Below are 7,966 nucleotides of genomic sequence, written 5' to 3' on the forward strand. Positions count from 1 at the left end.
GTTAGATATTGCTGTTGAAAATGGATATATAAAAATAGTAGAAGCTCTATTAGTTAACAAGGCAAACGTTAACAGTGGTATTTACCCTCCTTTACATACTACCATCATCAAAAATAACAAAGAGATGATAAAGATCCTGATAAAATACAAGGCAGATGTTAATTAAAAAAATAAGGATGATGGATTTACTCCCTTACATCTTGCTGTTGAAGGAGATCATCAGGAGATAGCAAAAATTCTAATTAAGCATAAGGCAAATGTTAATTTAAGAGATAAGAAGGAACGTTCTCCTTTACACCTTGCTGCCAAAAATGGCTATGTAGAGGTAGTAAAAGTTCTGCTATAAAGTGGAGCAAATCCTTTATTAAAAAGACTCGGATGGTAGAAAGCCAAGGGATCTTGCTGAAGACGAAGACATAATACAACTCCTCGAGCAAGCAGAAAAAAACAACTTATAAAAAATGCAATTGTAAAAGGCATAGTTGTGGGTTTTGTAGTTGCAGCAATAGTTGCTACTACACTCACACTTGCTACTACTTTATCTATACCAGCAATGATTGGACTAGTTGCAGGATCTGCACTTATAGCAAGTACTGTTGTTGGTGCTGGCATATACATGATGTCAAAGCCTAAAGCTGAAATGAAAGCAGATGGGAACACAAAGGTTGCACTTAAGAATACGAAAGAAATGTCTCTGTCTAATTTCGTCATTCCATTACTATAGCACTTTCTCTACCTATTCAAGGGAGCAATTATTTCTCATTTTGATAAAAAACTACACCCTGACTAAGCGAAGTCACTTAATTTTTACATATCTATTGTAAAGTAAAGAAGCTAGAACGGGAACGAAAATGTTAGCTGAAGCGTGGACTTTACTGATACTTACACTACTTGAAACTATACTTAACGTAGACAATTTAATCTTTATTTCTCTAGCAATAGATAAAGTACCAACCACGCTGAAAGAAAGGGTAAGCCTTATAGGTCTTGGACTAGCGCTACTGATGCGTTTTGTGACACTGTTTTTTACATCGCATATATTGTCAATGCAAAAACCTATATTTTACGCTATATCGCTTGACATTTCGGTAAAAGATCTACTTATGATAGCAGGAGGATTATTTCTCATCATTAAAAGTTCTATGGAGCTATGGAATAACGTTTTTTTATGCAAACAAACCGAAAAAAAGATAGATATCAAATCGCAATTGTTTTCAGTTGTACTGCAAATCATATTAATAGACTTAATTTTTTCGGTCGATTCTTTATCAACCGCTATAGCATTAACCCATAACATGATAATAATTGCTATGGCATATACGTTTTCCATACTAGCTATGATATTTTTATCAAGTCATACTGCTCAGTTTATTAAGTCTAGCCCTAGCTTAAAAACAATCGCCATTCTATTTATTTTATTTGTTGGTGCACATCTAATACTTGAAGGACTTCACACAGAATTACCAAAAGAATACTTATATTCTTCATTGATATTTGCATTGCTTGTAGAAGCTATAAGCAAAATAAAGAAAACGTAGCAGTTGTAAAGTCCCAGGATGTGATTCTTTCTCATACTTTATCATATCTCTGGAACTGTGCAAGAAGGAAAGTATAGGAAATAGAAGGCTTTTTACGTTTTATAGCCATTCTTAACATCTAGTAAAAAAAATGCTTGTGCTTTGCCTATGCTAAAGTAGAATTAAACTTTGTTAAATAGTTTTTATGCTTGATGGAATGCACGAAGAGTGTGGAATATTTGGTACAAGCTACAATAAAGACGCTGCTTTTGACTCCATACTAGGTCTACATGCTTTGCAGCACAGAGGTCAGGAGTCTTTTGGCATAGTGACAAGTTATAACGGTAAGTTGCACTCTTATCATTTTCAAGGTCAAGTGAGCAGTGTGTTTGATGACGTAGATGCAATAAAAAAATCCTTGCCTGGAGATTATGCAATAGGTCACGTTCGATACTCAACAAGTGGAAGTAAAGTTGGAGCGCAGCCCATGTTCGGCAAAAGTAGTAAGTTCGGGGGTTTTGCTATAGCACATAATGGTAATTTAATTAATATTCTTCCAATACGCGAGCGATTAATTAAACAGGGATGCGTTTTTCAATCGGATATCGATACAGAAGTGATAGTGCGTTTGGTGGAAACAAATACAAAAGATAGCTTTCTAGAGAGTTTTATATGTTCATTAAAGGAGATACAAGGCGCTTATTCTTTTCTTGCAATCAACCAAGAGATGGTTATTGGAACGCGCGATCCAGCAGGAATCAGACCCCTTGTTTTAGGAAAGTTAAACGGCTCTTATGTGCTTGCATCTGAGACTTGTGCTTTTGATATAGTAAACGCAGAATTTATTAGAGAGATAGAACCAGGTGAATTAGTCACTATTGATCGTAATGGCCATCTAACTTCAGCATTTTCTTTTGAGCAGCAAAAATCGAGCTTTTGTATTTTTGAATACGTTTATTTCTCAAGGCCAGATAGCATAATGGAAGGTAGGTCTATATACAATATGAGAAAAGAAATAGGAAAAACGCTTGCAGAGGAGAGTCCACCAAAAAATAATGTGGATATTATTGTACCAATACCTGATTCTGGAATACCTGCAGCCATTGGATATGCAAAGCATTCAGGTTTACCTATGGAACTGGGAATAATTCGTAATCACTATATAGGAAGAACTTTCATACAACCAACTGCTGAAGTACGTAAAGTCAGAATAAAGTTAAAATTCAACGCTAATAAGCACATTTTGCAAGGTAAAAACATAGTTTTAATAGATGACAGTATAGTACGTGGTAGTACACTCAGGAGCATAATAGTTATGCTAAAAGATGCAGGAGTAAGAGAAATTCACTTAAAAATTTCAAGTCCACCAGTGAAATACTCTTGCTTTTATGGGATAGACACGCCAGAGCGGAAGGATTTAATCGCTGCAAATCAATCCATAGAGAAAATAGAGGCAAGTATAGGAGTGAATAGCTTGACCTTTCTAAGTATTGATGGGCTATATCATGCTGTTAAGGAAGAGAAACGTAATAATGTAACACCACAATACTGTGATGCTTGTTTCACTGGTGATTATCCAGTTGGTAAATGTGAATACCAACTACTTGAATGACATCCACTGGTTAGCTTAAACCTCCTTCTCTGAGGAAAAACATCCTTTTATTTTCTCAATTACAGGCGACATAATATATCCATTCACTTTTTCAGCTATTGGCTCAATAACATACGCTGTTGCAAGAACTCCTGCAATTGGTGCTATAGCTCCTATTGCTGCACCTGTTAAAGCTACTGCCCCCATTCCAAGTATTACATCAGGAAAAATAGCAGTTGCAGCTGCAGCAAGACCGACTCCGATCCCAATGCTTACAATCGTTAATGTGCTGAAGCGAATTACAAGATCTCTATACCAATCAAACTCTTCTTTTCTATTATTGTATTCTGTCTTAACATTGCAATAAAATTGAAAGAATAATAATGCTATACAACCAACAGTTAACAATCCTGGAAATATAGAACCAATAATCCCACCTGTAGTTAAAGGTGATAAAGCTGTGGAACTTAATCCCAAACATGTAAGTGCTCCTATTGCAGACCTAACCCTGTTACAGACATTAAATCCTTTACACTTGTTAGAAGCTTTGAATCTTTTTTCATTTGACTCCTTAATAATTTAGCCAATAGCGGCAATATTGCTATTTTTTACTTCAAAATTGCAAATTCAAACTCCTACTACTGTCAGTATAATTAGATTAATAGAATAAGCAAAATAATCTTTTTAGGAATGGTGTTGAAAACAAGAGTAGAAGAAAAGCATCGACTTACAACTATTCCAATCATCAGCAGCTAATATCAAATTTTACAGCTAAACAAGATGCTACTCAACATTATCTACCCAATTCATGAATTATAACTAGCTATAAATATTAAAAATTTTACCAAATAAAAAAAGCAAAAGAAACCCCGTTAGCTAGTATTAATTACCTATCTTTAAATTAGCATTTTTATTATCTTAGACGTTTTAACAAACGCATTTTAGCTTATATTAGGTAAAAACCTTGAAAGCTCATAAAGATACGAGATGGAAATAGTGCAAAAATTAAACAACAGCACACCAAGTACATCGAGTTTTTGTTGTTTAATCTGTAGGGACTGAAGATAAACAATAGCCTCAATACTATGAATAAGGATGATGGCGAAAGTTGTCAAGCAAAATTTTTGAATGATTTTGGAAAAAAGAGCGGGAGAAGGGGTTCGAACCCTCGACCTCAACCTTGGCAAGGTTATGTTCTACCAACTGAACTACTCCCGCAGTTTTTCATTTCTTAAATTATAGGCATATACAACGATTTGTAAACCCCATGCATACTAAAATGTTAGGAGTTGTCTATTATTTGTATACTTAAAACTCACTTTCAATTATTATTAGTCTTTCAATATTCCACAAAATCTTATGAGAATATTTGTACATAAAGATGACCTGCCAGCTAGCTCAATACCAGATAACGTAAGGTTTATAGCTGTTGATACAGAGGCGATGGGGCTACTTCATGTTAGAGACAGATTGTGTCTTGTACAGCTTTCTTTTAACGATGGCAACGCTCACTTGGTTCAATTGAAAAGTGATTATACAGCTCCAAACTTAAGAAAAGTATTGAGGAATAAAAATATAACTAAAATATTTCACTTTGCACGGTTTGATGTCAGCATCATACGCTATTACTTGAAGACTTGGGCACTTCCGTGCTATTGCACAAAAATAGCTTCACGTTTGGTTCGTACTTACACAGACAATCATAGTCTAAAGGAATTATGCCTAGAATTGCTTGATACTAAGTTAAATAAGCATCAGCAATCCTCTGATTGGGGAAGTGAGGATTTAACGAACAAGCAAAAAAGTTACGCTGCATCTGATGTTTTATATCTCCATAAAATAAAGGAAAAGCTAGATTTTATGCTGGAACGTGAAAACAGAAAAGAATTAGCTCAAAAGTGCTTCGAATTTCTTCCTGCTCGTGTTGAATTAGATTTAATGGGGTGGGAAAATGTGGATATCTTTAGTCACCAAATGTAATGAAAGTTGTGCAAAACGCTTTAGACAATCTTTTAAGCTCTACAGTAAGAATTTAGTTGATTAGCTGCTAGTAAGTGCGCTATATTGTACAAATTTAGCTAGATATTTTATGAGTGACAATATTACATTAATAAATGATCAAAATTTTAAATCTGAGGTCACTGATTACAAAGGGTTTGTATTAGTGGATTTTTGGGCAGAGTGGTGTGGACCATGTAAAAGTCTAATGCCGCGTGTTGAACAGTTAGCTAAAGATAAGAAGGGCAAGGTTAAGATCTGCAAGTTCAATATAGATGAAGGAACTGAAGTGCCCAGTAAATATGGAATTCAATCTATACCTACTTTTGTCATATTTCAAAACGGTAAGGAAGTTGCACGCAAAATTGGTGCAATAAGTGACTTGTCAAGTTGGGTTGATAGCGAAATGAGCTAATAGACAAGTTTGTTTTTGTGTGTATTATAAATATTAACAAAGGGGATTGTAGCTCAGTTGGTTAGAGCAGTTCGCTCATAACGAATTGGTCGTAGGTTCGAATCCTACCAATCCCACCGGTTTTAGTGTATGCATGATATTTCCTTACATGTCTAATTGTAAATCTCGGCCAACTTCTTCAGTAATTGTCACTGCCTAGATTAAATTCAAAACAAAAACTTTACAGAGCACAAACAATAGGGTAACTTATATGACTATATTTGGTAGGGCTACAATGAATGATTATCTCTCACTACTAAATTCGGAACAACAATTGGCTGTGACTAACGTAGATGGGCCAGTCTTGATATTGGCCGGTGCTGGAACGGGAAAAACAAGAACAATTACTTCAAGAATAGCACACATAATTCGAAATGGCTACGCTCATTCTGATGAGATATTAGCAGTCACATTCACAAATAAAGCAGCAAATGAAATGATATCAAGGGTACTTGAACTCACGGGTACAAATATACCATGGCTTGGCACTTTCCATGCAATTGCAGCAAAAATTTTACGTCGCCATGCTGAAATTGTAGGCTTAAATTCCAATTTTACAATTATTGGTGTAGATGACCAATTGCAGGTAATAAAAAGCATCGTTAATGAAATAAGTTCCAATAATCTATTAGAGAAAGATAGCACCATTATGAATATAATTCAGAAATGGAAAGAAAAGTGTTTACTGCCATCTGAAGTGGAAGAAACCCAATTATTTAGGCCAGTATATGTAACCGCATTAAAAGTCTATCGCCAATATCAAGAGAGATTAAAATTCCTTAACTCTGTCGATTTTGGCGATGTACTGCTATACAACATACAGCTTTTCAACCAAAATGCTGAAGTTCTGTCCTACTACCAAAACAAATTTAAATATATCATGGTAGATGAGTATCAAGATACAAATACAATACAATATCTTTGGCTGAAATACCTTGCAAAAGAGCACTCAAATATTTGCTGTGTAGGAGACGATGATCAGTCGATATATAGTTGGCGTGGTGCAGAAGTTGAAAACATTTTAAAATTTTCCGACGACTTTAAAGGTACAAGAACCGTCAAACTGGAATGCAATTACAGATCAACATCCCATATACTCGCAACTGCGTCACATGTTATCAACCACAATAAAACCCGCTTAAAAAAAAAATTGTGGACAACAAATGTTAAAGGAGAGAAAGTAAATCTAATAAGACTATGGGATGGGAAAATCGAAGCTAGGTTCATAAGCGAGCAGATATTAAAGCTCAATAAATACAAATTCAGTGACATTGCAGTGCTAGTGAGGGCTACTTTTCAAACTAGAGTTCTAGAAGAATACTTTATAAAATACTCAATCCCTTATAAGATTGTAAGTGGTGTAAAATTCTACGAACGTCAAGAAGTTAGGGACATAACTGCATATTTAAGACTCATTACAAACAATAATGATGACCTAGCTTTCGAAAGAATAGTAAATCGGCCAAAAAGAAGCATAGGGCCGACCACCATGAAAAAGATATATGCGGTTGCTCAAGATAATAGAATTTCTTTTTTTGAAGCGGCAAAAACATTGGTTAATAGTAATCAAGTGACTGAGAAAATCAAACTTTCACTAAATGGTTTTTCAAACAAAATTAAAGCTTGGGAAAAAATGGTAAGCGTAAAGCCACTGAACGAGCTTGTTAAAACTATAGCAAATCAATCAGGATATATTGAAATGCTTGAAAATGAAGAAGTAACAGGTTTAGCACGCATAGAGAATGTTAAAGAACTCATTTCATCTTTGAAAAATTTCGATAGTGCTACAACTTTCCTAGAGCACATAAGTCTAGTGATGGAAGTGGATAATATGAATAGTGATAATACCGTGCATATTATGACTCTTCATGCAGCCAAGGGACTTGAATTTCCATGTGTGTTTCTGCCTGGCTGGGAGGAGGGGCTATTTCCACATCAAAGATCTTTTGAGGATAGTAGTGGCAAAGCTTTGGAAGAAGAGAGAAGGCTTGCATACGTTGGAATAACCAGAGCAAAAGAGAAGCTGATCATTTCATGTGCAGACAGAAGGGAAGTGAATAATCAGTGGCAGCCAATGTATGTCTCGCGATTTATTAAAGAACTACCAAGAGAAAATGTTAAGGTGATTAGAAGTAACGCTGTCTACTGTTGAAATAGGCATATAACAACTGTCTCCAATAGAAACAAAAAAATTACTTGACAACCTTCGCCATCACCCTTACTACGGTAGTAAGGGTATTTCTGATTGAAAACTTGTTTTTGATCTCTAGGCTCAATGACAAAATCCAGTAAAAAACTCAGGGTATTTTTCGGTGGATTGTATCAAATTATAGTGGCTACATGTCCTTTTTACTTTTTCTACATTCAGCCAAATCGCGCTTAAACTAAGCGTCAGCAAATTATTAT

At 35.1% G+C, this 7,966-nt stretch carries 7 protein-coding genes, 2 tRNA genes and 1 pseudogene; 7 read left to right on the top strand and 3 right to left on the bottom strand.

Translation table 11 applies throughout. From position 1 onward, the window contains the following. The first annotated feature begins 7 nt into the window (after positions 1–7). Positions 8–346, top strand: a pseudogene (locus IHO13_RS05895) (ankyrin repeat domain-containing protein). On the opposite strand, the gene IHO13_RS03580 reads toward IHO13_RS05895, so the two are convergent. Next, on the bottom strand, positions 316–660 hold the full coding sequence (locus tag IHO13_RS03580; RefSeq protein ID WP_225538309.1) for a hypothetical protein: 345 nt from the start codon (positions 658–660) through the stop codon (positions 316–318). The pseudogene IHO13_RS05895 and the gene IHO13_RS03580 overlap by 31 nt on opposite strands. A gap of 191 nt (positions 661–851) precedes the next feature. Between IHO13_RS03580 and IHO13_RS03585 the strand changes: the two genes are divergently transcribed. After that, on the top strand, positions 852–1,538 hold the full coding sequence (locus tag IHO13_RS03585) for a TerC family protein (RefSeq protein WP_225538310.1): 687 nt from the start codon (positions 852–854) through the stop codon (positions 1,536–1,538). A 184-nt stretch (positions 1,539–1,722) separates the two neighbouring features. Then, the gene (gene purF, locus IHO13_RS03590) at positions 1,723–3,129 is read left to right on the top strand and encodes an amidophosphoribosyltransferase (protein ID WP_225538311.1); all 1,407 of its coding nucleotides are present in this window, start codon (positions 1,723–1,725) and stop codon (positions 3,127–3,129) included. 15 nt (positions 3,130–3,144) lie between these two features. Here the strand turns inward: purF and IHO13_RS03595 are convergent, their stop codons facing one another. Continuing rightward, the gene (locus IHO13_RS03595; RefSeq protein ID WP_225538312.1) at positions 3,145–3,585 is read right to left on the bottom strand and encodes a hypothetical protein; all 441 of its coding nucleotides are present in this window, start codon (positions 3,583–3,585) and stop codon (positions 3,145–3,147) included. Between the two features lie 668 nt (positions 3,586–4,253). Then, positions 4,254–4,326: transfer RNA gene (locus IHO13_RS03600), tRNA-Gly, on the bottom strand. 141 nt (positions 4,327–4,467) lie between these two features. Here IHO13_RS03600 and IHO13_RS03605 point away from each other — a divergent pair. From IHO13_RS03605 to IHO13_RS03620, 4 genes are all read left to right on the top strand, one after another. Further along, positions 4,468–5,088, top strand: a complete 621-nt coding sequence (locus IHO13_RS03605) for a ribonuclease D (RefSeq protein WP_225538313.1) — start codon at positions 4,468–4,470, stop codon at positions 5,086–5,088. A 109-nt stretch (positions 5,089–5,197) separates the two neighbouring features. Next, positions 5,198–5,521, top strand: coding sequence for a thioredoxin (gene trxA, locus IHO13_RS03610; protein WP_225538314.1), 324 nt, complete (start codon positions 5,198–5,200; stop codon positions 5,519–5,521). Positions 5,522–5,563: 42 nt separating this feature from the next. Next, a tRNA-Ile gene (locus tag IHO13_RS03615) sits at positions 5,564–5,637 on the top strand. Positions 5,638–5,795: 158 nt separating this feature from the next. Continuing rightward, positions 5,796–7,712 (top strand): ATP-dependent helicase, encoded by a 1,917-nt coding sequence (locus tag IHO13_RS03620; protein ID WP_225538316.1) that lies wholly within the window; start codon positions 5,796–5,798, stop codon positions 7,710–7,712. Positions 7,713–7,966 lie beyond the last annotated feature (254 nt).

Origin of the sequence: Wolbachia endosymbiont of Mansonella perstans, assembly GCF_020278605.1 — a bacterium.
GTDB lineage: Bacteria > Pseudomonadota > Alphaproteobacteria > Rickettsiales > Anaplasmataceae > Wolbachia.

Excerpts from the sequence above, each read along its gene's own strand:
- trxA (WP_225538314.1), top strand. The coding sequence starts at position 5,198 with ATGAGTGACAATATTACATTAATAAATGATCAAAATTTTAAATCTGAG.
- IHO13_RS03620 (WP_225538316.1), top strand. The coding sequence starts at position 5,796 with ATGAATGATTATCTCTCACTACTAAATTCGGAACAACAATTGGCTGTG.
- IHO13_RS03585 (WP_225538310.1), top strand. The coding sequence starts at position 852 with ATGTTAGCTGAAGCGTGGACTTTACTGATACTTACACTACTTGAAACT.
- IHO13_RS03605 (WP_225538313.1), top strand. The coding sequence starts at position 4,468 with ATGAGAATATTTGTACATAAAGATGACCTGCCAGCTAGCTCAATACCA.
- purF (WP_225538311.1), top strand. The coding sequence starts at position 1,723 with ATGCTTGATGGAATGCACGAAGAGTGTGGAATATTTGGTACAAGCTAC.